At 71.4% G+C, this 21,415-nt stretch carries 16 protein-coding genes and 2 pseudogenes; 11 read left to right on the forward strand and 7 right to left on the reverse strand.

Annotation, left to right across the window (positions count from 1 at the left end; genetic code table 11):
• The first annotated feature begins 33 nt into the window (after positions 1-33).
• The 6 genes and pseudogenes from OG943_RS36740 to OG943_RS36765 all read left to right on the forward strand — a co-directional run bounded on the left by OG943_RS36740 (position 34) and on the right by OG943_RS36765 (position 13,045).
• Positions 34-1,014 carry a zinc-dependent alcohol dehydrogenase gene (locus tag OG943_RS36740; protein ID WP_328605510.1) on the forward strand — a complete coding sequence of 327 codons (981 nt, stop codon included), beginning with the start codon at positions 34-36 and terminating at the stop codon, positions 1,012-1,014.
• A gap of 314 nt (positions 1,015-1,328) precedes the next feature.
• A complete protein-coding gene (locus OG943_RS36745) occupies positions 1,329-4,412 on the forward strand; it encodes a type I polyketide synthase (RefSeq protein ID WP_328605511.1) in 3,084 nt (1,027 codons plus the stop codon).
• A gap of 93 nt (positions 4,413-4,505) precedes the next feature.
• Positions 4,506-10,646: pseudogene (locus tag OG943_RS36750) on the forward strand (SDR family NAD(P)-dependent oxidoreductase); the annotation flags it as partial.
• A 14-nt stretch (positions 10,647-10,660) separates the two neighbouring features.
• Positions 10,661-11,095 carry a DUF3291 domain-containing protein gene (locus tag OG943_RS36755; RefSeq protein ID WP_328605513.1) on the forward strand — a complete coding sequence of 145 codons (435 nt, stop codon included), beginning with the start codon at positions 10,661-10,663 and terminating at the stop codon, positions 11,093-11,095.
• Positions 11,096-11,106: 11 nt separating this feature from the next.
• Complete coding sequence (locus tag OG943_RS36760) at positions 11,107-12,276, forward strand: acyl-CoA dehydrogenase family protein (protein ID WP_328605514.1); 1,170 nt, start codon at positions 11,107-11,109, stop codon at positions 12,274-12,276.
• A 10-nt stretch (positions 12,277-12,286) separates the two neighbouring features.
• Complete coding sequence (locus OG943_RS36765) at positions 12,287-13,045, forward strand: thioesterase II family protein (RefSeq protein WP_328605515.1); 759 nt, start codon at positions 12,287-12,289, stop codon at positions 13,043-13,045.
• A gap of 2 nt (positions 13,046-13,047) precedes the next feature.
• Here OG943_RS36765 and OG943_RS36770 read toward each other — a convergent pair whose 3' ends face one another.
• Positions 13,048-14,055 (reverse strand): GlxA family transcriptional regulator, encoded by a 1,008-nt coding sequence (locus OG943_RS36770; RefSeq protein WP_328605516.1) that lies wholly within the window; start codon positions 14,053-14,055, stop codon positions 13,048-13,050.
• A 72-nt stretch (positions 14,056-14,127) separates the two neighbouring features.
• On the opposite strand from OG943_RS36770, the gene OG943_RS36775 reads away from it, so the two are divergent.
• The gene (locus tag OG943_RS36775; RefSeq protein WP_328605517.1) at positions 14,128-15,525 is read left to right on the forward strand and encodes an MFS transporter; all 1,398 of its coding nucleotides are present in this window, start codon (positions 14,128-14,130) and stop codon (positions 15,523-15,525) included.
• On the opposite strand, the gene OG943_RS36780 is transcribed toward OG943_RS36775, so the two are convergent.
• The 4 genes and pseudogenes from OG943_RS36780 to OG943_RS36790 all read right to left on the reverse strand — a co-directional run bounded on the left by OG943_RS36780 (position 15,476) and on the right by OG943_RS36790 (position 16,781).
• On the reverse strand, positions 15,476-15,850 hold the full coding sequence (locus OG943_RS36780; protein ID WP_328605518.1) for a hypothetical protein: 375 nt from the start codon (positions 15,848-15,850) through the stop codon (positions 15,476-15,478). The genes OG943_RS36775 and OG943_RS36780 overlap by 50 nt on opposite strands.
• A 133-nt stretch (positions 15,851-15,983) precedes the next feature.
• On the reverse strand, positions 15,984-16,142 hold the full coding sequence (locus OG943_RS36785; protein WP_328605519.1) for a hypothetical protein: 159 nt from the start codon (positions 16,140-16,142) through the stop codon (positions 15,984-15,986).
• 59 nt (positions 16,143-16,201) lie between these two features.
• A pseudogene (locus OG943_RS48530) lies at positions 16,202-16,492 on the reverse strand (LysR substrate-binding domain-containing protein); the annotation flags it as partial.
• Positions 16,398-16,781 carry a LysR family transcriptional regulator gene (locus OG943_RS36790; RefSeq protein ID WP_328605520.1) on the reverse strand — a complete coding sequence of 128 codons (384 nt, stop codon included), beginning with the start codon at positions 16,779-16,781 and terminating at the stop codon, positions 16,398-16,400. The gene OG943_RS36790 and the pseudogene OG943_RS48530, both read right to left, overlap by 95 nt.
• 128 nt (positions 16,782-16,909) lie before the next feature.
• On the opposite strand from OG943_RS36790, the gene OG943_RS36795 reads away from it, so the two are divergent.
• From OG943_RS36795 to OG943_RS36805, 3 genes are read left to right on the forward strand one after another with little or no spacing between them, the layout of a single operon-like run.
• Complete coding sequence (locus OG943_RS36795) at positions 16,910-17,797, forward strand: hypothetical protein (protein ID WP_328605521.1); 888 nt, start codon at positions 16,910-16,912, stop codon at positions 17,795-17,797.
• Positions 17,798-17,817: 20 nt separating this feature from the next.
• A complete protein-coding gene (gene lipB, locus OG943_RS36800; RefSeq protein ID WP_328605522.1) occupies positions 17,818-18,453 on the forward strand; it encodes a lipoyl(octanoyl) transferase LipB in 636 nt (211 codons plus the stop codon).
• Positions 18,447-19,295, forward strand: a complete 849-nt coding sequence (locus tag OG943_RS36805; RefSeq protein ID WP_328605523.1) for a PHP domain-containing protein — start codon at positions 18,447-18,449, stop codon at positions 19,293-19,295. Before lipB ends, OG943_RS36805 begins: the two co-directional genes overlap by 7 nt.
• A gap of 4 nt (positions 19,296-19,299) precedes the next feature.
• Here the strand turns inward: OG943_RS36805 and OG943_RS36810 are convergent, their stop codons facing one another.
• Together OG943_RS36810 and OG943_RS36815 are read right to left on the reverse strand one after the other, a co-directional pair.
• Positions 19,300-19,938: a pyridoxine/pyridoxamine 5'-phosphate oxidase gene (locus OG943_RS36810; RefSeq protein ID WP_328605524.1), complete on the reverse strand. Its 639-nt coding sequence runs from the start codon at positions 19,936-19,938 to the stop codon at positions 19,300-19,302.
• A 1-nt stretch (position 19,939) separates the two neighbouring features.
• Positions 19,940-20,677 carry a hypothetical protein gene (locus OG943_RS36815; protein ID WP_328605525.1) on the reverse strand — a complete coding sequence of 246 codons (738 nt, stop codon included), beginning with the start codon at positions 20,675-20,677 and terminating at the stop codon, positions 19,940-19,942.
• A gap of 122 nt (positions 20,678-20,799) precedes the next feature.
• On the opposite strand from OG943_RS36815, the gene OG943_RS36820 reads away from it, so the two are divergent.
• The gene (locus OG943_RS36820) at positions 20,800-21,330 is read left to right on the forward strand and encodes a DUF2020 domain-containing protein (protein WP_328605526.1); all 531 of its coding nucleotides are present in this window, start codon (positions 20,800-20,802) and stop codon (positions 21,328-21,330) included.
• The last annotated feature ends 85 nt before the right edge of the window (positions 21,331-21,415 follow it).

Below are 21,415 nucleotides of genomic sequence, written 5' to 3' on the forward strand. Positions count from 1 at the left end.
CACTTCGCCGGAACCCGCTATACAGTCGGGAAAATGCGAACAGCGAGACTGCACGGGATCGTGGACCTGCGGGTCGGGGACGAACCGGCGCCGACCGCGGGCGCGGGGGAAAGCTTGGTACGGGTGGCCGCGGTGGGGATCTGCGGGTCGGATCTGCACTGGTACGAAGACGGTGCGATCGGCGACGCCGAACTCGAAATACCGGTCGTCCCAGGACATGAAGGGGCGGGCGAGATCGTGTCCGGGCCGCGCCGGGGGGAGCGGGTCGCGATCGATCCGGCGATCCCCTGCGAGAAGTGCCGGGCGTGCCGCGACGGTGCGCAGAACCTCTGCTACGAAATAGTGTTCTCCGGGCACGGCCGGACCGACGGAATGCTGCGCGAAGTCATGCCGTGGCCATCGAATCGGCTGCATCCGTTGCCCGACAGCGTATCCGACGCGGCCGGCGCGATGTTGGAGCCGCTCGGCGTCGCACTGTGGTCGGTGGACATCGGCCGCCTTCCCTTCGGTGGCTCGGCCGCGGTCGTCGGCTGCGGACCGGTCGGCCTGCTGCTGATCCAGTTGCTGCGTGCCGCCGGCGCGTCCAGGCTGATCGCGGTCGAGCCACTGCCGCACCGACGGGACGCCGCGGCCACCTGGGGCGCCGACGAAGTCCTCGACCCGGCCGAGGATTTTTCCGCGTGCGGGGTGGATGTGGCGTTCGAGATGGCCGGCAACGACGACGCCGTGCGCATCGCGATGGAGTCGGTACGACCGGGTGGGCGGGTGGTGCTCGGCGGTATTCCCGGCTCGGACACGACCACGTTCCGTGCTTCGGTCGCCCGCGGAAAAGAGTTGACAATCGCGATGGTGCGCCGAATGGGTGAGGTCTACCCGCGCACCATCGACTTGGCCGCACGCGGCGTTATCGCGTTGGATCCATTGGTGTCTTTCCGGTTCTCAATGGCGCAAGCACCGGAGGCGTTCGAGGTCGCGCAACAGCGTACTGGTCTGAAAGTCCTCATCACCCCTTGATTTCCGGGGCAGATGGGACAATTCGCCGACGGCGGCGGGAGTTTTACCGTCACGCGGTCTTGACCTTCGGGAGTACCGGCCCTAGCCTCGAATTACCACTGATCCGCGTTCGCGGCGAGAAACACGGCAACGGAGCCGAGCACCTTTCCGTCATCCACTTCAGATCATCCGGAAGCCGCCGCGGCTGAGTGGTGTTTCAGCCTGTCCGCATCGGCGTTGAGGGACGCCGGCCCAGATGGACGTGGGGTCGTCCGCTGGGCGCGAGATTCAGGTAGTCGGCAGCCCGGCCAGGGTTGCCTCGACTTGGGGGAAGCATGTCCACGTTGGTGGCGAGCGACAAAACGGCGGAACCGATAGCGATCATCGGCATGGCGTGCCGGTACCCGGGAGGACTGGCATCGCCCGAGGAACTCTGGGAATTCCTCGCGACCGGCTCGACCGCCATCACCGATTTTCCCGACGACCGGGGCTGGGATCTCGACCGGCTCCGCTCGGATCCCGGTCAGGCCGGGTCCAGTTCGGTGCAGCGCGGCGGCTTCCTGGAGGCGGCCGAATTCGATGCCGGGTTCTTCGGCATCTCGCCGCGCGAGGCCCGGGCCATGCATCCTGAGCAGCGCGTCCTGCTCGAGGTGTCGTGGGAGGCGTGCGAACGCGCCATGCTGGACCCGCGCTCGTTGACCGGCACGAACACCGGCGTTTTCGCGGCCCGGCTGTCGACCGACTACGGGCCGCCGATGCATCTGGCGCCGGAAGGCTCGGCGGGGCTGATGCTCACCGGGAACATCCCCAGCGCGATCAGCGGCCGGATCGCGTACACGCTGGGTGTGGTCGGGCCCGCGATCACGGTCGACACCGCGTCCTCCGGTTCGCTGGTCGCGATTCACCTTGCCGTGCAAGCACTTCGCGCCGGCGACTGTGATCTCGCGCTGGCCGGCGGCGTCTCGATCATGCCCACTCCAGGGTTCTTCACCGAATTCACCAGGCAGCACGGGCTCAGCCCGGACGGCCGGGCGAAGCCGTTTTCCGCGGACGCGGACGGCACGGTCTGGTCCGAAGGCGCGGGCATGATCATGCTGGCCCGGCTGTCGGACGCGCACGCGAACGGGCATCGGGTGCTCGCGGTGATCCGCGGTTCGGCGATCAATTCCGATGGCGCGACCGAAGGTCTCACGGTGCCCAGCGCGGCCGCGCAGGAACGGCTGATCGTGCGCGCGCTGGCCAACTCCGGTCTGTCCGCGGCCGAGGTCGACGCGGTGGAAGCGCACGGATCGGGGACGACGGCCGGTGACCGGGCCGAGGCGTCGGCACTGGTCGCGACCTACGGGGCCGACCGGCCGGCCGGACGGCCGTTGCTGGTCGGCAGCGCGAAGTCGAACCTCGGCCACGCACAGGCCGCCGCCGGGGTGGCCGGCGTGATCAAGACGGTCATGGCGTTGCGGCACGCGGTGCTGCCCGGATTGGCGAACTTCTCCTCGCCCTCGACCGAAGTGGATTGGGCCGCGGGCGGGGTGTCGCCGCTGGCGAAGGCAGCGGCCTGGCCGCGTGGGAACCGGCCGCGCCGCGCCGGAGTGTCCTCGTTCGGCGTGGCCGGCACGAACGCGCACGTGATCATCGAAGAAGCCGGCGAACAAGCATCGGCGGCGGACGGTTCCGGGGTGGCCGGTGTGCTGCCCTTCGTGGTGTCCGCGCGCAGCGAAGCCGGATTACGGGCGCAGGCAACCGGATTGGTCGCGGTCGCCGAGGCGGAGCGGCCGGAGAACGTCGGGTTCTCGCTGGCGGTGACCCGGTCGCGGTTCGATCACCGGGCCGTGGTGCTGGGGCGCGGGCGGGCCGAACTGGTGCCCGGCCTGATCCGGCTGTCCCGGGGGGAATCGTCGCCGCAGGTGGTGCGCGGGACGGCCTGGGCGGAGGCCAAACCGGTCTTCGTGTTTCCCGGTCAGGGCGGGCAATGGCCGGCCATGGCGGCGGAGCTGGCGCGGTCGTCGCCGGTGTTCGCCAAATGCCTTGCCGAATGCGGCGAGGCGCTCGCGCCGTACGTGCCGTGGTCGCTGGAGGACGTGCTGGCGGGGGTGCCGGGCGCGCCCGGGCTCGACCGGGTGGACGTGGTGCAGCCGGTGCTGTGGGCGGTGATGGTGTCGCTGGCGCAGGTGTGGCGCGATTTCGGCGTCGAGCCGGCCGCGGTGGTGGGCCATTCGCAGGGTGAGATCGCGGCGGCGTGCGTGGCCGGTGCGTTGTCGTTGAACGACGGCGCGCGGGTGGTCGCCCGACGCAGCCAGGCGGTGGTGCCGCTGTCCGGCAGCGGAGCCATGCTGTCGCTGGGGCTGGACGCCGAGCAGGCGCGCACGCGGATGGCGCGCTGGGGCAGCCGGCTGTCGGTCGCCGCGGTCAACGGGCCCGGCTCGGTGGTGGTGTCCGGGCAACCGGATGCGATCGCCGAGTTGCAGGCCGAGTGCGAGGCCGCGGACATCCGGGCCCGCACCGTCAACGCGGACTACGCGTCGCACAGCAGCCAGGTCGAACCGGTCAAGGACGAGCTGCTGGACGCGTTGGCCCCGGTGGGGCCGCGGTCCGGCGTGGTGCCGATGATCTCGACGGTGACCGGTGAATTCATCCGTCACGAACAGCTCGACGCCGGGTACTGGTGGCGCAATCTGCGTCAGACGGTCGAGTTCGAGGCGGCCTCGCGCACCCTGCTGGCCACTGGCCACCACGTGTTCATCGAGATCAGCCCGCATCCGGTCCTGGCCTTCGGGCTGGAAGGAACGATCGAGGCCGCGGACGCGAGTGCCGTGGTGGTCGGCACCTTGCGGCGCGACGACGGCGGCCTCGACCGCATGCTGACCTCCGTGGCCCAGGCGCACGTGCACGGTGTTCCGGTCGAGTGGGGTGGCTGTTTCACCCCGGCCTCGGCGCACCGGGTCGCGTTGCCGACGTATCCGTTCGAGCGCAAGCGCTACTGGCTCACCGCACCCGGCCTGCCGGCGGTCGACGAAGCTCCTGAGCTGCCGGCCGCGAGCAGTGAGCCGATCACGGCCCCGGCCGATGTGCGGGAGCTGCTCTCCGGCGAGATCGCCGTCGTGCTCGGCCTGGAATCGTCGATCCCGATCGCGGCCGACCTTTCCTTCAAGGCACTGGGATTCGAGTCGATGACCAGTGTCGAACTGCGCAACCGGCTGCGCGCCGCGACCGGGCTCCGGCTGCCGGCCACCCTGCTCTACGACTATCCGTCACCGCGTGCGCTCACGGACTACCTGCTCGCCGAGCTGGACCCGGACCAGCCCGGCCCGGCCGACCACGACGAGGCCGTCGTGCCCGCCGCGCGCTCGTTCGACGACATGGACGGCGCTGAACTCGTCCGGATGGCGTTGCGTACCAAGCGTTCGAACAACCTCGGCTGACCGGCGCGCTCAGCCCGCGCCCGCGCAGTCCTGCCATGAACACCTGTTGGGGGAACAGTGAACACGTCTGTTGACGAGCTGGTCGAGGCACTACGCGAGTCGTTGAAGGAGAACGAGCGGCTCAACGCGCAGCTCACCGAGCCGATCGCGATCATCGGGATGGCCTGCCGATTCCCCGGTGGGGTGCGCTCGCCGCAGGACCTGTGGGACCTGGTGGCGGCCGAGGGCGACGCGATCGGGCCCTTCCCGGTCGACCGCGGCTGGGACATCGATCGCCTCTACCACCCCGATCCGGACCACCCCGGCACCACCTACGTGCGCGAGGGCGGCTTCCTGCACGACGCCGCCGACTTCGACGCCGCGTTCTTCGGGATCACGCCGCGCGAGGCGGCCGCGATCAACCCGCAGCAGCGGCTGCTGCTGGAATGCGCGTGGGAGTCCTGCGAGCGGGCCGGGATCGACCCGGCCACGCTGGCCGGCAGCCGCACCGGTGTGTTCGCCGGGGTGATCTACCAGGACTACAGCCTCCCGTTGTCCTCCCCGCCGGACGACGCCGAGGGGTACCTGCTGACCGGGGAGCTGGGCAGCGTCGCGTCCGGCCGGATCGCCTACACCCTCGGCTTGCAGGGACCGGCGATCACCCTCGACACGGCCTGCTCCTCGTCGCTGGTCGCGCTGCACTCGGCGGCCGACTCGCTGCGCCGCGGCGAGTGTTCGCTCGCGTTCGCGGGCGGCGCGACCGTGATGTGCCGGCCGCGGGTGATCACCGAGATGTCCAAGCAGGGCGGGCTGGCCCCGGACGGCCGCTCCAAACCGTTCTCCGACACCGCGGACGGCGCGGGCTGGGGCGAGGGCGTCGGCATGCTCATGCTGGAGCGGCTCTCCGACGCCAAGGCGAACGGGCACCGGGTGCTCGCCGTGGTCCGTGGCTCCGCGGTCAACTCCGATGGCGCGAGCAACGGCCTGACCGCGCCCAACGGGCCCTCGCAGCAACGGGTCATCCGCGACGCGTTGCGCGCGGCCGGCCTCGCGCCCGCCGACGTGGACGCGGTCGAGGCGCACGGCACCGGCACCACACTGGGCGACCCGATCGAAGCAGGCGCGCTCATCGCGACCTATGGCGTCGATCGCCCCGCGGACGCTCCGCTGTGGGTGGGCAGCGTCAAGTCGAACATCGGTCATCCGCAGGCCGCGGCGGGCGTGGCCGGGGTGATCAAGATGGTGCTCGCGCTGCACCACGAAACCCTGCCCGCGCTGGTGCACTTCTCCGCGCCGTCACGGCATGTGGACTGGGCGGCGAGCGGGGTCGAGCCGCTGGCGAAGCAGCGGGCCTGGCCGCGCGGCGACCGGCCACGGCGGTGCGGGGTCTCCTCGTTCGGGATCAGCGGGACCAACGCGCACGTGATCGTGGAAGAGGCGCCGGGGGAAACGCCGGAGACCGAGGACGCGGGCGAGATCGGCGTGCTGCCCTGGGTGCTCTCCGCGCGTAGCGAGGCCGGCCTGCGCGACCAGGCGACGCAGCTGATCCCGTACGCGGAAACCGCGCGACCGCAGGACATCGGGTTCTCGCTCGCGGCCACCCGGTCGCGGTTCGACCACCGTGCGGTGATCGTGGGTTCGGGGCGGGACGAGCTGATCTCCGGGCTGGCCACGCTCGCGCAGGGCGAATCGGCCGCACAACTGGTGCGCGGGACCGCGTGGGCCGAGCCACGGCCGGTGTTCGTGTTCCCCGGCCAAGGCGGCCAGTGGCTGGGCATGGCAACGGCTCTGGCCGAATCGTCCCCGGTGTTCGCGCAATCGCTTGCGGAGTGCGGTGAAGCACTGGCCCCGCACGTGTCCTGGTCGCTGTCGGAGGTACTGGCGGGCGCGCCGAGCCTGGACCGGGTCGACGTGGTGCAACCGGTGCTGTGGGCGGTGATGGTGTCGTTGGCCCGGGTGTGGCAGGACCACGGCGTGACGCCGGCCGCCGTCGTGGGCCACTCGCAGGGCGAGATCGCTGCGGCCTGTGTCGCGGGCTCGCTGTCGCTTGTGGACGGAGCGCGGATCGTCGCGGTGCGCAGCCGGATGCTGCTGCCGTTGTCGGGCAGTGGCGCCATGATCGGGCTGGGACTGGGCGCGGCGGCGGCCCGTGAACGGATCGCGCGCTGGGGCAGCCGGCTGTCGGTGGCCGCGGTCAACGGCGCGGAGTCGGTGACCGTGTCCGGTGCGCCGCAGGCGGTCGCCGAGCTGGCGGCCGAGTGCGAGGCAGCGGGTATCCGCGCCCGCGTCATCAACGTCGACTACGCGTCGCACAGCGACCGGGTGGACCCGATCGAACTCGAACTGCTCGACGCGCTCGGTGAGCTCCGGCCGCGGCCGGGATCGGTGCCGATGATCTCGACGGTCACCGGCGAACTCGTCGACCACCGGGAACTCGACGCGCGGTACTGGTGGCGCAATCTGCGCAGCCCGGTCGAATTCGAAGCGGCGACGGCCACCCTGCTCGGCTCCGGCCACCACGTGTTCATCGAGATCAGTCCGCACCCGGTGCTCGCGTTCGGCCTGGAAGGCACCATCGAGGCGACCGGTGCCGCCGCCACGGTCGTGCCGACGCTGCGCCGCGACGACGGCGGCCTCGACCGGCTGACGGTTTCACTGGCCCAGGCACACGTGCACGGCGTGCCGGTCGACTGGAACGCCGGTTTCGCCCCGGCCCGGCCGCGGCCCGTCGCGCTGCCCACCTACCCGTTCCAGGGCCGGCGGTACTGGCTGGACGAGGCGCCGCGCACCGAGCCTGCCGATCTCGCCGCGGCCGGGCTGGAACGCCCGGCGCATCCGCTGATCGGTGCCGGTGTGCAGCTCGCGGACGTGGACGGGCACCTGTTCACCGCCCGCCTTTCGCTGGACGCCTTGCCGTGGCTGGCCGATCACGCGGTCGGCGACGAGGTGGTGCTGCCCGGCACCGCCATCCTGGAACTGGCGTTGCGGGCCGGGGAGCAGGTGGGCGCCGAATGGGTGGACGAGCTGGTGCTCGAAGCCCCGCTGGTGCTGCCCGCCGACGACCCCGTCCAGGTCCAGGTGACCGTGGGCGCCGTTGACGAGCAGGGCACCCGCCGGGTCAGCGTGCACTCCCGCCTCGGTGGCATCGGCGACTGGACCCGGCATGCGACCGGCGTGCTGTCCCCTTCGTGGGAGCCGCCGGAGGACGAGTTCGCCGTCGAATGGCCGCCGCCGGGCGCCGAGCCGGTGGACGTCGACGCCGTCTACGACCTGGCCGAGCGGGCCGGGCTGAACTACGGCCCGGTCTTCCGCGGCCTGCGGCGGTTGTGGCGGCGCGGAGCGGAATTCTTCGCGGAAGCCCGCCTGCCCGAACCGGCCGCCTCGGATGCCGCGGACTACGGCCTGCATCCCGCCCTCACCGACGCGGTCTTGCACGGCTGCCTCGCCGCCATGGCGAGCAAGGACGCGGTGCTCCCGTTCACCTGGACCGGCGTCGGGCTCTACGAACTCGGTGCCGGCGCGGTCCGCGCGCACATCAAGCCCATCGGTGACGCCGAATTCAGCGTCGAACTGGCCGACGAGCACGGCATCGCGGTCGGCCGGATCGGCGCGCTGGCCTTCCGGCCGGCCGGGTCGCTGCTGCGCGGGACCACGCAGTCGCTGTTCGCGGTTCGCTGGACCTCGCTCGCCCTGCCCGCCGACGCCCGGCCCGGCCGGCAGCCGGACCTGCTGGACGTCCCGCCGTCCGCCGGTACCGACCTGGCCCGGTCCACTGTCGGCAACGTCCGCCAGGTGCTCTCCCGGATCAGGGAGTGGCTGGGCGCCAACGCGGACGCGTCGACTCGGCTCGCGGTGATCACGCACCGCGCGGTCGGCACCATGCCCGAGGAGGACGTCGCCGATCTGGCCGGCGCCTCGGTGTGGGGCCTGGTGCGGACCGCTCAGGCCGAGTACCCGGGCCGGTTCGTCCTGGTCGACACCGACGACGAAGCGTCCTCGGTCGCCGTGCTGCCGCTGGCGTTGGCGACCGCGGAGGACCAGATCGCCATCCGTGACGGTCACCTGAGCACACCGAGGATCGGCCCGCTGCGCACGGAGCAGGCAAGCGTGCCGCCGGCCGGCCCGGACCGGACCGTGCTGATCACCGGTGGCACCGGCGGACTCGGCGGCCGGCTCGCCCGGCATCTCGTCGCCGAGCACGGCATCCGGCACCTGGTGCTGGCCGGCCGGCGCGGCGAGAGCGCGCCAGGCGCCCGTGAACTCGTCGCCGAGCTGGCCGGACTCGGGGCGTCCGCGCGGATCGAGGCCTGCGACGTCGCCGACTACGACGCGGTTTCCGCACTGCTGAACAGCATTCCCGCCGACCGGCCGCTCGGCGCGGTCGTGCACGCGGCCGGCGTGCTGGACGACGGGACCATCGAAACGCTCACCGACGCGCAGATCGAACGCGTCCTGCGCGCCAAAGTGGACGGTGCGGTGAACCTGCACCGGCTGACCGGCGATCGCGAGCTGTCCGCGTTCATCGTGTATTCGTCGGTGGCGGGTGTGCTCGGCACGCCTGGCCAGGCCAACTACGCCGCGGGCAACGCCTTCCTGGACGCGCTGGTGCACCACCGCCGGGCGCACGGCCGGCCGGGCAGCTCGCTGGCCTGGGGGCCGTGGGAGGTCGAGACCGGCATGACCGAGGGCCTGACCGACGTGGACCACGCCCGGCTCGGCCGGTGGGGGCTGCTGCCGCTGGACGCTCAGGACGGCAACGCGCTGTTCGACGCGGCCACCGCGGCCGGCAGCGCACTGGCGATTCTCTGCCGGATCCAGCCGGCCAGGGCACTGGACGCCGCGCTGGTGCCGGCGATGTTGCGCGACATGGCCCGGGACGCGGGACGCTTGCGCAAGGCCAAGAGCACGGTGAAGGCGGACGACAGCGGGCAGGAACGCGAGCGGCTGCGCGCGTTGCTCATCGGCCTGCCCACCGAGCAGCGCGAGGCCGAACTGGTCCGGATCATCGCCCAGCACGCGGCCCAGGTGGCGAACCTCGCCTCGGCCGAGGAGGTCGCCCCGGATCTGCCGCTGATGTCGCTCGGCTTCGACTCACTGGCATCGCTGGAGCTGCGCAACCGGCTCGTGCACCAGCTCGGGTTGACCGGGCTGCTGTCCACCAACGCCGTCTACCAGACCCCGACGCCCAACGGGCTCGCCGCCCGGATCGCCGCGATCCTGGTCGATGAGGGCGAAACACCGGTGCCGGCCGAGGAAACGCCGTCCGCGCAGGTCCGGCTGGCCGAGGACATCGTGCCCGCCGCGGTGCTCGCCCCGGCCGGGCTGGCCGGGGCCGAGCATCTGTTCGTCATCGGCGCGACCGGCTTCTTCGGCGCGTTCCTGCTGCGCGAACTGCTCGACCGGACCTCGGCCACCGTGCACTGCCTGGTCACCGAAACCGAAGGCGTGGAACAGCTGCGCGACACCCTGCGCCGCTACCGGCTCCGGGACGACGACGTGCCCGGTCGCCTTGTCGCGGTGCCCGGCGATCCGGCCGCGCCCCGGCTCGGCCTGACCGAGCCGGCGTTCGACGCGTTGGCCCGCACCGCCGAGGGCGTCTTCGACTGTGGCGCGGACGGTGGCCGGACCGAGGACGTGCTGCGGCTGGCCGCACTGCACCGGACGGTGCCGCTGCACCAGGTCGCGGCGCCACTCGGGGAGGGGCCGGCCGAGCTTGCCCGTGAACGCGGACTGCCCGTTTCGACCTACCGGCTCGCCCGGTTGTTCGGCCACCGCGAGAGCGGCGCCTGCCGGACCGACGAGCTGCTCTGGCAGGTCGTGCGGGGCTGCGTCCAAGCCGGATCGGCACCACTGACCGAGCTGACCAGCAACGTCATCCCGATCGACTACGCGGCGGCGGCCGTTGCCGCACTGGCTTGCGACGGGCGGTCGGCCGTCGGCGAGTTCCGGCTGTCCCATCCGGACCGGGTGGCGTTCGCCTCGGTCGTCGCCGCCCTCACCGACCGCGGCTACGGGCTGGCGGAGCTGCCCGAGGGCCTGTGGGCCGACATCGTGGGCAGCGACCCGGACAACGCCGCTTACCCGGTGCTCGACGCGTTCACCGAGCTCACCGGCACCCCCGACGACAGCGACGACAGCTCGGCGACCCGGGAGGCACTCGCCTCGGTCGGCGTGTCCTGCCCACCGGTCACCGCCGGGATGCTCGCCGCGACCGTCGACTACTTCATCGAGACCGGCTACCTGCCGGCTCCCTAGGAGGCTGCCAACCGATGACCGGCAACTACCACCTCGCCCAGGCCAACATCCTCTACGCGGTCGACTCGCTGAAGTCGGAGACCCTGGCCAGCTTCCACGAGCTGGCCCTGGTCGTCGACAAACTGGCCCGCGAGTCACCGGGATTCGTCTTCCGCCTCGAGTCCCTCTTCGACCTGCCCGTGGACCCGTACATGCTCAACGTCTCGGTGTGGGAGAGCCTGGAAGCGTTGCGCGAGTTTACCTATCGAGGCGAGCACGCCGATTCCCTCAAGACCCGCAGGCAATGGTTCAAGCCGCCGCGCGGTGCCCCTTCGGTGCTGTGGTGGTTGCCCGCGGGCCACCTGCCCGACGTCGACGAGAGCATGGCCCGGCTCGGCCTGCTCAACGCCAAGGGCGCGACCGCGGACGCCTTCACCTTCCGGCGCTCCTTCCCGCCTCCACTGTCCTGAAAGGACTATCGATGCCTGCTGACGAGGCGCTGAGCGCGTTCCGCGAGTTCGCCCGCGCCACGCTGCTCGGCCACGACGCCGAGTTCGACTCCGGCGCGGAACCGCCGTTGGCGCTGTACCGGCCGTTGCACGAGCAGGGGCTGCTGAACTGGTGGCTGCCCGCAGAATACGGGGGAGCGGGCCTGAGCCTGGCCGACAGCGTCGACATCGTTTCCGAGCTGGCCTACGCGGACGCCGGCTCGGCCTTCACGCTGCTGATCTCCATCCTCGGCAGCTCCATGGTGTCGCTCTACGGCTCGCCGGAACTGAAGAAGGAGTTCCTCACCGCGATGACCCGCGACGGCGGTTATGCCGCGGCGCTGGGCAGCGAGCGGGACGCGGGCAGCGAGCTGATCAACCTCACCACCAAGCTGACCCGGCGCGGCGACGACGTGGTGCTCACCGGCGAGAAGATGTTCTCCACCAACTCCGGTTTCGCCGATTACCTGGTCGTGTTCGCCAAGTCCGAGGGGGAGGGCGAGCGGGCCGCCGGCTACCACGCCGTCCTGGTCCCCCGCGACACACCGGGCGCTCGCGTGGTCAAGCGGTGGGACATGATCGGCCTGCGCTCGGCCGGCACCTATCAGGTGTCCTTCACCGACTGCGTGGTGCCCGCCGGCAACGTGCTGAACGGTCCCGGCCTCAAGATCATCGAGGTCGGCCTCAACTCCAGCCGGATCCTGATCGGCGCCATCGCGCTCGGCGTGTCAAGGCGGATCCGCGACGTCTGCCTCGATTACGCGATCCGGAAACCGCTGGCCGGCCACAAGCTCGTCGAGAACGCGGTTTTCGCGAGCAAGCTGGGCCAGATGGAGATGCAGATCGAGGTCATGCGCAACCAGTGCCTCGCGGCCGCGCGCGACTACGACGACGTCATGGCGACGCCGGACCCGCCTGCCGAGTTCCTCCGGCGCGGCGCGCTGCGCTCCTCGTTGACCACCAAGATGTTCTGCGGCCAGACCGGCTGGCAGATCGCGACCGTGGGCTCGGAGATGTTCGGCGGCCTCGGCTACACCACCGAGCTGCCCATCGCCAAGTACCTGCGCGACATCCGGGCGGTGACCATCGTCGAGGCCGGCGATGACGTCCTGCGTGAATTGGTTTTCCGGCGGTTCGTACTCCCGCCCAATCGACGAATCTGAGGTGGGGAGCATGGGACAGCGATCGCTGAAGAAACCGTCGCCGTGGCTGCAGCACGCGGTCGGCACCCAGCCGGCCAAGGCCTGCCTGGTCTGCGTCCCGCCGGCGGGTGGCGCCGCCAGCGCGTACTGGACCTGGACGCAATGGCTGCCGGACAACGTGGATCTGCTCGTGGTGCAACCGCCGGGCCGGGAAGACCGCTACGCCGAGCCGGCCGGCTGGACGCTCGACCAGCTGCGTGAGGCGTTCACGCACGCGCTGCCCGAACTGCCGGACCTGCCCTACGTGGTGCTGGGCCACAGCATGGGCAGCTTGATCGGCACGCACATCGCGACCTGGCTGGCGCCGCAGCGGGAGGTGCGGCGCCTGATCGTCAGCTCGTACCGGCCCGACCCGAGCGAGAGCCGCTTCTCCCGGGTCTTCCCCCAAGGCACGATCGAGGCGATCGACCTGGCCCAGTTCGCCGAGCTGAGCGGGATCGGCGTGCCGGAATGGCAGGGCCTCCCCGAGGATTTCCGGGCACCGCTGATCCAGCGGTGGTTCGCGGACCTGGCGCTGTCCGCGGAACTGCCGGTCCCGGCCGGGCCGGTGCTGGACTGTCCGGTGACCGCGTGGTGCGGCGACCGCGATCTGATGGCCGAAGGCGAACTGGCGGCCTGGTCGGACCTGACCGCGGGCGATTGCGAGATCCAGTCGTGGACCGGCGGCCACGACTACATCTTCGCCCGGCCGTCGCCGGTGCGGGGCCGGCTGGTCGAGCTCGTCGCATGAGGTCAGCGGGCGGCGAGCGAGGGGTGGTAGCCGCGCCGGTACTGGGTGGGCGAGAGCCCGAACTCCCGGGCGAAATGCACGCGGAGGTTGGGGGCCGAGCCCAGCCCGCTCTGCGCGGCGACCAGGTCGATCGGCAGCTCGGTGCTCTCCAGCAGTTCGCACGCCCGCGCCAGCCGCTGGACGATGAGCCAGCGGCCGGGTGTGCTGCCCAGCTCCGCCTGGAACCGGCGGATCAGGGTGCGGACCGAAACCCCCGCCCGGGCCGCGATGTCGCCGACACCGATCGGCTGGTCCAGCCGCGCCGTCACCCAGTCCAGCACTTCGCCGAGGCCAGAACCGCTGCGCGGCAACGACATCGGCAGTTCCCGGTACTGCGCCTGCCCACCGGCCCGATGCGGCGGCATGATCATCCGGCGCGCCACGGCATTGGCGGCGCCCGCACCGAGATCCTCGCGCAGCAGGTGCAGGCACAGGTCGATGCCTGCCATCAGCCCCGCGCTGGTGAGCACGTCCGGATCGTGCGTGTAGAGGATGTTCGGGTCCACCGTCACCGCGGGGAACCGGCCGGCCAGGATGGCCGCGTGCTCCCAATGGCAGGTGGCTGTCCGGCCGTCGAGCACCCCGGCCGCGGCGAGCACAAAAGCGCCCGAGCACAACGAGACCATCCGGGCGCCGCGGGCGTGGGCGGCACGCACCGCGGCCAGTGCCGCGGCCGGTGGATCGCCGTGCACGTCTCCTGTTCCCGGGACGACAACGGTGTCCGCGGTCACCAGATCGTCGAGCCCGTGGGTGGCGCGCGAGCCGAAAACCCCGGCCGGGTCGTGGTGGTCGAACCAGGCCCGCAGACCCACCACGGCGCCCGCGCCGTCGATGGCGCACAGCCGCAGGTCGTACCAGTCGGCCGCATGCCGCTCCGGCGGGGTGCCGAACGCCTGGCAGGCGATCGCGACCTCGATCGCGGCCTGCCGGTCCAGCAGCAACACGGCCACGGTGCCCGGAACTCTGCTCATGGCACAAAATTATCGAATGACGGCGAACGCGCCACTCGTTGTGCTCAGCGCGGCTCGGTACGGTGATCGAACATGACAGCCCACCTCCCGGAGTCGTCCGCCCTCGCCCCGGCCGACCCCAGACGATGGCGGATCCTCGCGGTCGCGTCGGCCGCGCAGTTCCTCGCCATCCTGGACCTGTTCGCGGTCAACGTCGCCTTCCCCGCGCTGGAAAGAACCTTCACCGGCGCCAACTTCGCCGACGTGTCCTGGGTGCTCAACGCTTACACGATCGTGCTCGCGGCCGTGCTGGTCCCGGCAGGCCGGCTGGCCGACGACATCGGCCGCAAACGCGCGTTCCTGGTCGGCATGACGTTGTTCGGGCTGGCCTCGCTGGGCTGCGCCGTCGCCCCGACGCTGCCCGTGCTGATCGCGGCGCGGGTGGTGCAGGCAGTGGCCGGCGCGATCCTCATCCCGACCTCGCTGGGTCTCGCGCTGCCCGCGTTCCCGAAGCACGAACACGCCAAGGTGATGGGCGTCTGGACCGCGGTCGCCGCGGCCGGCGCCGGATCCGGCCCGGTGGTCGGCGGGCTGCTGCTGGCCGCGGGCTGGCGGTGGATCTTCCTGATCAACATTCCGGTCGTCGTGGTCGCGGTGCTGGCCGGCCGCCGGGTGCTGCCGCCGTCCCCGCGCGGCGTCCGCAAACGCCTTGACCTGCTCGGCGCGGCGCTGGTCCTGTTCACCACCGCCGGCCTGACCACCGTGTTCACCCAGGCCTCGGTGTGGGGATACGGATCCCCGGCGGTCCTCGGGTGCGCGCTGGCGACCGTCGTACTGGCTGTGCTGACCGTGCGCCACCTGCGCCGCGCCCCCGATCCGGTGATCAGCTTCGAACTGTTCCGGCATCGCCGCTTCAGCGTCGCCATCAGCGGTATTTTCCTGTACTACCTGGCGTTCGCCGCGATGATCCTGGCCGCCACCCTGTTCCTCACCGGCCGCTGGCACTACTCGGTGGTGGCCGCCGCGTTGAGCATCGCCCCGATGCCGGCCAGCACCATGCTGACCGCGCTGTTCTCCGGCCGGATCGTCGCCCGCTTCGGCGCCCGGACCTCGGCCGCGCTGGGCGGCCTCGCCCTCGCGGCGGGCTGCGGCTGGTGGGCGCTCACCGCCACGGACCGCCCGCAGTACCTCGTCGTTTTCCTGCCCGGCGCGATCCTCGCCGGGATCAGCACCGCGCTGTTGCAGCCGCCGCTGTTCGGTGCGGCGGCCACTCTGCCGCCGAACCGGACCTCGCTGGCCACTGCCGCGCTGATGATGTCCCGGCAAATCTCTTCAGCGCTGGGGATCGCGGTGCTCACCGCGATCCTCGGCGCGCAGGCACTGCCCGGCTTCCGGACCGCCTGGCTGGCCATGTCCGGAGCGGCGTTGGCCAGCGCGGTCCTCAGCACCCGATTCCGCGACAGCCCGGGCGGCGCGGTGTCGTCACCATGACGACGCTCAGAATTCGATCCGCACCACCGAGGCGGGCTTGACGATCCCGGCCGGGTTCGGCGGCGCGGACGCCGTTGACCCCCGGGTACGGGATGGAGAACGTCTGCGTCAGGTGGACTGCCTGCTCCGGGTCCGTGCCGGGCGTCATCGATTCGTGCCGTAGCCAGACCTTGGCCGTCCCCGCCAGGCCGTCCTCACTCAGGTCGACCCGCCAGATCAGGCCGGCCGCGCAGTCGGCGATCAGGATGACGCCGGGCGCGAGGAGGCAGCTGCCGTTGAGGCCGGCCGCGTGGGATTCGAAGGTCAGCACCCGGGTCCGGTTCACCGGCGCACCGGGAGTCCAGCCGCGTTCGGTCGGTCATTCTCACCTGTCACCTTTCCAGGTTGGGCCGGACGCGGCGCCAAGTCCAACGAAGGTTTCCGATAGCGCGGATCTGTCTCGAAGATGAGTGGCGGCCTCAGCCGTTCGACGCCAGGTGCCGCTCGACCAGGTGCTGGAACGCCTGAGCCGCGGCCCCGGGAGCGGGCTCCGCGGGCGTCGCGAGTGAGATGGGCCAGTCGAAGTCGGCGCCGGTAACGGACAGCGTGGCCAGGTCGTCGTCCGGCGGCAGGACCACGCGGCGCTGAACGCTCGATCAGTCACGGCGCGGTTGCCATAGCCGAGCGGGAATTCGACAAAAGATTCGTCGGTCAGCTCGGCGATTTCCACTTCATTTCGGCCGGCGAGTGGATGATCGCGCGGAACAACAAGATCCAATGGGGTGGAGGCGAGATTCCACAGGCGCACGCCGGCCGGCTGCGGTCCGGGAATCGAAACGAACGCCAGGTCGAGCCGGCCCTCGGTCAGTGCCGCGACGAGCCCTGGCGATCCACTACCGACAATTGCGAGCCGGACGGACACTGCGGGGTGCTCGCGGTGGAACTGTCCCACCAAAGCGGGCAGGTCGATCAGACCGAGTGAGCTCATGGTCGATGCGCAGCGTGCCACGAATCCCACCGGTGACTTCGTGCACGGCCTCACGCGCGTCCCGGGCGGCCTCCAATGTCGCGCGTGCCTTCGGCAGCAATTGCTGCCCGGCGTCGGTGAGCCTGATCTGCCGGGTGGTGCGCAGCAGGAGTGGCGTTTCCAACTCCCGTTCCAACGACGCGATCGTCGCCGGCACCGCGGACTGGACGATGTGCAACCGGGCTGCGGCGCGGGTGAAGCTGGATTCCTCCACGACGGCGACGAAGCACTCCAACTGGCGCAGCTCCATGCGCCGATTGTCGCAGAAGGCATCGCCGTCGCCCGGGTAGAAGCCGAGGACGGGCTCGTGCGGGTGAAGCAGCCCGGATGACCGAACTGTTCAAGACACCCGCCCCGCCTGCGTGTCACCGTGAACCCGTGACTGTGAACCTGAACGCCGCCGCCTCCTTCCTCGCCACGCACGCCCGGGTGCTCGACCGGCGGCGGTTCCAACTGCTGACCGGGGAAGCGAAGCCGCAGGCCGTGCTCGCGGCCGTCGAGGGATATCGGAACGCCGACGGCGGGTACGGCTGGGGGCTCGAGCCCGATCTGCGCGCGCCGGAGAGCCAGCCGGGTGGGGCGCTGCACGCGTTGGAGGTCTTCGAGGAGGTCGCGCCGACGGCCACGCCGCTCGCGGCCGAGCTGTGCGACTGGCTGGAGTCCGTTTCGCTGCCGGGCGGCGGGCTGCCGTTCGCGTTCCCCGTGGCCGACCCCGCCGGGTGTGCTCCGTTCTGGACGCAGTCGGCGCCGACGTTCTCCTTGCAGAGCACGGCTTTTGTCGCCGGCACGGCACTGCGGGTCGGCGCGCGCGACCAGGCCGTCGCGAAGCACCCGTGGCTGACCGCGGCGACGGACACCTGCCTCGAAGCCATCCGGCGGGTGGACAGCGCGCCGCACGCCATCGAGCTGTCGTTCGCGATCCGGTTCCTCGACGCGGCCCACGCCACCCGCCCGGAGGCGGACGAACTGCTCGACCACCTCGGCAAGTTCCTGCCCGACAGCGGAATCCTCCACGTCGCGGGCGGGGCGGACGACGAGTTCATGCGCCCACTCGACTTCGCCCCGGCGCCCGGACCGGCCCGGAAGCTCTTCGACCGCAAAGCCGTCGAAAGCGAGCTCGACGACCTCGAAGCGCGGCAACAGGACGACGGCGGCTGGCCCGTCGTGTTCGCCAGCTACTCACCCGCGGCCACGCTCGAATGGCGCGGCTACGCCACCGTCAGCGCGATCTCGGTGCTCAGGGCCAACTCCCGCGTCAACTGGTGAATCTGGCTTAGGCTGGGCGCATGGGCTGGCCGATAAAGCGGGTCGACCTGGGCGTCGTCGAGTACGAGCGGGCGGCCCGGGACATGCGGGAGTGGGTCGCGGAGCGGCAGGACGGCCGGGTGGACGACCGGCTGTTCCTGCTCAGCCATCCACCGGTGGTGACGTACGGGCCGCAGACCCGGCCCGAAGAGCTGCCGCCGGAGACGGCCGGACTGCCGGCCATCGCCGTCGACCGCGGTGGGTACGCCACCTACCACGGGCCTGGCCAGCTCGTCGGCTACCTGGTGCTCGACGTGCGCGAGCGCGGGCCCGTCGACATCGTGCGCTGGCTGGAGAACGGGCTGGTCGACGCGCTCGCGGACCTCGGGTTCGCGACCGTCCGCCGGGACACGCCGAAGGGCGGGGCCAGTCTCGTCGGCGTGTGGACGCCGGACGGGCGCAAGCTGGTGTCCATCGGCATGCGCATCCGCGGCGGCGTGACGAGCCACGGGTTCGCGCTGAACGTGGACCCGGACATGGCGGCGTTCCACGCGTTCACCGCCTGCCGGCTCGCCGACGTCACCATGGTGTCGCTGCGGGAAATCGCGCTGGAGCAAGGAAAACCGGTGCCCCGTGACGCCGAGGTGCGCGACGCCGTGGCGGCCGCGCTGTGCTGAGGCCGCTGCCGCAGGACGGCCACGTGCACACCGAGTGGTCCTGGGACACCGTCACCGGCTCGATGGCGCGCTCGTGCGAGCGGGCGCTGGAACTCGGCCTGCCGTCGCTGGCCTTCACCGAGCACGCCGACCTCACGCCGTGGCTGATCCCCGAGCCGATCCGGCCGCACCTGCCTGAGCACTTCCACGTGCGGCTGCGGCCCGACGGCGTGCTGGAGCCGCCGGACCTCGACGTCGAGGGCTACCTGGCGTGTGTGCAGGAGTGCCGCGAACGGTTTCCTGACCTGCGGATTCTGTCCGGCGTTGAGCTGAGCGAGCCGCACTGGCACCGCGACCGCGCCGACGCGCTCCTGGCGGCGCACGACTTCGAGCGGGTGCTCGGCTCGGTGCACTCACTGCCGGACGGCGAGCACCACCACGAGCTGAGCGTGATCTCCGAGCGCCCGCCCGCCGACGTGATGCGCGCGTACCTCACCGAGGTGCTCGACCTCGTCGAGTCCACGGCGGACTTCGCCGTGCTGGCCCACATCGACTACGGAGTGCGTTCGTGGCCCGCCGAAAAGCCGCCGTTCGCGGCGGCGGACTTCGAGGAGGAGTTCCGCACCGTGCTGCGTGCCCTCGCCGACAGCGGGCGAGTGCTGGAGGTCAACACGAAGGTCCCGCTGCCACGGGAAATCGTGCGCTGGTGGTTCGACCTCGGCGGTGGGGCCGTGGCGTTCGGCAGCGACGCGCACGAGCCGGGCCTGGTGGGCCACGGTTTCGCGGACGCGGCCGCCCTCGTCGAGTCGTGCGGTTTCCACCCGGGACGCACCCCGCACGACTTCTGGAGCCGGCGCGGCTGAAGCGTCACGGCCAGAGGCGCTCGCGCGTCCAGCCTCCGTCTTCGCGCCGGTAGCGGAGACGGAGGTGACGGCGGTCGTGGCTCGCTTGCCAGAACTCGACGACGGCGGGCACGACGAGGTAACGCGTCCACGCTTCCGGTGCGACGCCCGGGTTTTCCTCGACCCAGCGCTCGGCCGCGGCGGCCGCCTCGGTGAGCTTCGCCGGGTCGGTGAGGACCTCCGACTGGTGACCGATGAAGGCCTCGACGCGCGAAGCGGGCGGGCGCGCGAGGAAGTCTTCGTCGGAGACTTCGCGCGTGGCCGGTGTGACGGTGCCGCGCACGCGAACCTGGCGGCCGCGGCCCGGCCAGAAGAACGTCAGCGCGGCGCGGGGGTTTTCGGTGAGCTGGTGGCCTTTCGGGCTTTCCGAGCTGGTCGCGACGGCCCAGCCGTCCGGGCCGACGTCCTTGAGGATGACCACGCGCGCGTCCGGCGCACCGTCGTCATCCACTGTGGACAGCGTGACGGCGTGCGGGGCCAGCACGTGTTCGCCGGCCTCGGTGAGCCAGGCCAGGAAGAGGTCTTCCGGGGTGTCCGGCGCCGTGTCCGGGTCGAACCCGGGGAGTTCGGCCGGGAAGGACTGCCAGCCGCGCAACGAAACCATGTCACTGACCGTACGGGGGACGCCCCGGCGGCGGGTAGTGCGGCGGCTGCGGCCCGGGCGGCCCCGCGGCCGGCGGCGGCGCGGTCTGCGGCTGCTCGCCGGACGGGATCGACTGGCCGGGGAAACCACCGGGGCCAGGCTGCGGACCGCCGGGCTGGCCGGGCGGAACCTGCTGCTGCCCCGCGTAACCCCCCGGCGCCCCAGCCTGTGCCGGATACCCGCCGGGCATCTGACTCGCCTGCCACTGCAGCTGCTGGTAGGCCTCCATCGGCTCCGGGAAACAGAACTGCAGCTTCGCGTTCACCGCGCCGTGCATGGCGGCGCCCCACAGCTTGCCGCCGATCCAGGCGTAGCGCGGGCCGGTGGGGTCGATCGCGACCATGCGGGTCTCGCCGCCGAACTGGTTGGTCGTCTTGGCCGCGGCGAGCTGGGCGGCGTCCGGGTACACGCGGCCGACGAGGCCGGCGATGACCACCGAGGCGGCCGTCCAGCCGACGGTGCCCTGCACGTTCGCGCGGGCGTGCTGGGTGGCCAGCCCGGTGAACTGGAGCAGCGTCTGCGCGGTGATCTCCGGGTACGCGGCGGCCACCACGCAGTAGTTCATCGTGGAGAGCATGATCGACTCGGTGAAGAGCCCGACCACGGCCGTGGCCGGGCCGATCTGGACGGTGTTCAGCCACCCGCCGCTGCGCTGGACGCGCTCGGCCACCACCTGCAGGTACTGCTCCGGCGTGAGCAACTCTCCCGACCTCCCGAAATGGCGTCACCGCCCGGATATCGTCGCACGGTCCGCGCCGGACGCGTCCTGGACCTCTTCGGCCTTCACTCCCGTGTGACCGGACATGATTGACTGTGCCCGCCATGCGACGAATCCTCGTTCTCGCGCCCGCCCTGGTGCTCTTCGCCGGCTGCGGAGCGTCGACCCAGATTTCGGGCACGCCCGCGCCCGCTCCCGCCGCGGCGACCGGCTCGTCGGCGGCGGGCCTGCCGCCCGACCCGAAGCCCGCGAAGACGGCCGATTGCCCGTACCTGGACAGCCTGGCGGTGGAGGACGCGAACGGCCAGCACGTGTCGAAGGTCCGGGTGTCGGACGACGAGCCTCACCCCGCGTGCTTCTTCTACCGGCCCGACGGGAACCTGCAGCTCACCGTGCAGGTGTACGTCGGCAAGGCGGACGTGGCGACGGCGCTGGTCAACAAGGTCGCGCCGATCGACTCGTCCAACCCGGCTTCCGACCCCGCGGGGTGGAAGGGCGGCTACCAGCCCTCCGGTGACGGGGTGGTGTACGCGGTCTCGAAAGGGGACGCCGCTGTCATCGTGACGAGTAACCAGAAGCAGAGCATCAAGGCACGCAAAGTGGCGAAAAATGCTATCGCTGCCCTGAAGCTCTGAGTAGTGGCCTCCACACGGGTGAGTGAAGTTGATCTTGTATTACCCTGTGCGTCACGCGCAGGCCTGGAGCACTCGCGCGGGCGGG

Source organism: Amycolatopsis sp. NBC_00345, from assembly GCF_036116635.1.
Classification (GTDB): domain Bacteria; phylum Actinomycetota; class Actinomycetes; order Mycobacteriales; family Pseudonocardiaceae; genus Amycolatopsis.

What these genes read in the sequence shown, in the direction of transcription:
- OG943_RS36755 (WP_328605513.1), top strand. Translation starts at nt 10,661, where the DNA reads ATGACCGGCAACTACCACCTCGCCCAGGCCAACATCCTCTACGCGGTC.
- lipB (WP_328605522.1), top strand. Translation starts at nt 17,818, where the DNA reads ATGGGCTGGCCGATAAAGCGGGTCGACCTGGGCGTCGTCGAGTACGAG.
- OG943_RS36745 (WP_328605511.1), top strand. Translation starts at nt 1,329, where the DNA reads ATGTCCACGTTGGTGGCGAGCGACAAAACGGCGGAACCGATAGCGATC.
- OG943_RS36790 (WP_328605520.1), bottom strand. Translation starts at nt 16,781, where the DNA reads ATGGAGCTGCGCCAGTTGGAGTGCTTCGTCGCCGTCGTGGAGGAATCC.
- OG943_RS36740 (WP_328605510.1), top strand. Translation starts at nt 34, where the DNA reads ATGCGAACAGCGAGACTGCACGGGATCGTGGACCTGCGGGTCGGGGAC.
- OG943_RS36760 (WP_328605514.1), top strand. Translation starts at nt 11,107, where the DNA reads ATGCCTGCTGACGAGGCGCTGAGCGCGTTCCGCGAGTTCGCCCGCGCC.
- OG943_RS36770 (WP_328605516.1), bottom strand. Translation starts at nt 14,055, where the DNA reads ATGAGCAGAGTTCCGGGCACCGTGGCCGTGTTGCTGCTGGACCGGCAG.
- OG943_RS36810 (WP_328605524.1), bottom strand. Translation starts at nt 19,938, where the DNA reads ATGGTTTCGTTGCGCGGCTGGCAGTCCTTCCCGGCCGAACTCCCCGGG.
- OG943_RS36775 (WP_328605517.1), top strand. Translation starts at nt 14,128, where the DNA reads ATGACAGCCCACCTCCCGGAGTCGTCCGCCCTCGCCCCGGCCGACCCC.
- OG943_RS36765 (WP_328605515.1), top strand. Translation starts at nt 12,287, where the DNA reads ATGGGACAGCGATCGCTGAAGAAACCGTCGCCGTGGCTGCAGCACGCG.
- OG943_RS36820 (WP_328605526.1), top strand. Translation starts at nt 20,800, where the DNA reads ATGCGACGAATCCTCGTTCTCGCGCCCGCCCTGGTGCTCTTCGCCGGC.